This is a genomic window from Xanthomonas sp. SHU 166 (genome assembly GCF_000364685.1).
Lineage (GTDB): Bacteria > Pseudomonadota > Gammaproteobacteria > Xanthomonadales > Xanthomonadaceae > Xanthomonas_A > Xanthomonas_A sontii.
Map to the genome: position 1 here is coordinate 1 of NZ_AQOJ01000349.1, position 952 is coordinate 952.

At 74.6% G+C, this 952-nt stretch carries 1 protein-coding gene; it reads right to left on the minus strand.

Annotation, left to right across the window (positions count from 1 at the left end):
- A partial coding sequence (locus tag D180_RS10155) for an AlkA N-terminal domain-containing protein (protein WP_017912708.1) occupies positions 1–952 on the minus strand: 952 nt, incomplete at both ends.

The window sequence follows — 952 nt, forward strand, 5'->3', positions numbered from 1 at the left end:
GCTGACCTGCTGGCCGAGCACCGCGCGCACCGCCACTTCGAACCCGTCCCAGCCGCCCGGCACGCGCAGCCCGGGGCGCCGCGCGATGGCGCGCGCCAGCAGCGGATCCTCGCCGAGCGTGGCGTGTACCGCGCGCAGGTCGGCATCCAGGTCGAACACGCGGCGCACCCGGCGCACGATGTCGGGAATGGCGCGCGGATCGGCCGCGGCGATGTGCAGGCGCAGTTCGTGGCGCTGCGGATCGGCCTCGACACGGATGCGGGTGGAGGCCTCGCAGGGGCCGAGCACGCGCTCGTAGCTGGCCTCGCCGATGCGCTCGATGCCGGGGATCGCGCGCTTGCGCAGGAACGCCAGCATCGCCGGGAAGTCCAGCGGCGGCCGATAGCCCAGGCGCAGCACCAGATCGCCGCCGGGACTGTCGGTGCGCTGCTTGCGGATCGCCGAGGGGGGCATGCCGCAGCCGTCGAGGAAGGCGGCGTTGAAGCGGCGCAGGCTGTTGAAGCCGGCCGCCAGCGCCACCTGGGTGATCGGCAAGGCGGTTTCGGTGAGCAGTTGCTTGGCCAGCAACAGGCGCCGGGTCGCGTGCACCGCTGCTGGGGTGGCGCCGAGCTGGGCCACGAACAGGCGCTGCAGCTGACGCGCGCTGATGCCCAGTTCGGCCGCCAGCGCGGCGACGCTGGCGTCCTGCAGCGCGCCCTCGGCGATCAGCGCCAGTGCGCGCCGCACGACTTCTTCGCCCAGGTGCTGCTGCGCCTCCGGCGAGAGTTCGGGTCTGCAGCGCAGGCACGGCCGGTAGCCGGCTGCCGCGGCCGCGGCGGCGCTGGGGTAGTAGCGCACGTTGCTGCGCTTGGGCGGCGGCGCCGGGCACACCGGCCGGCAGTAGATGCCGGTGCTGCGCACGGCGGTGAAGAACACGCCGTCGAAGCGCGCATCGCGGGACTGGCGGGGGGGG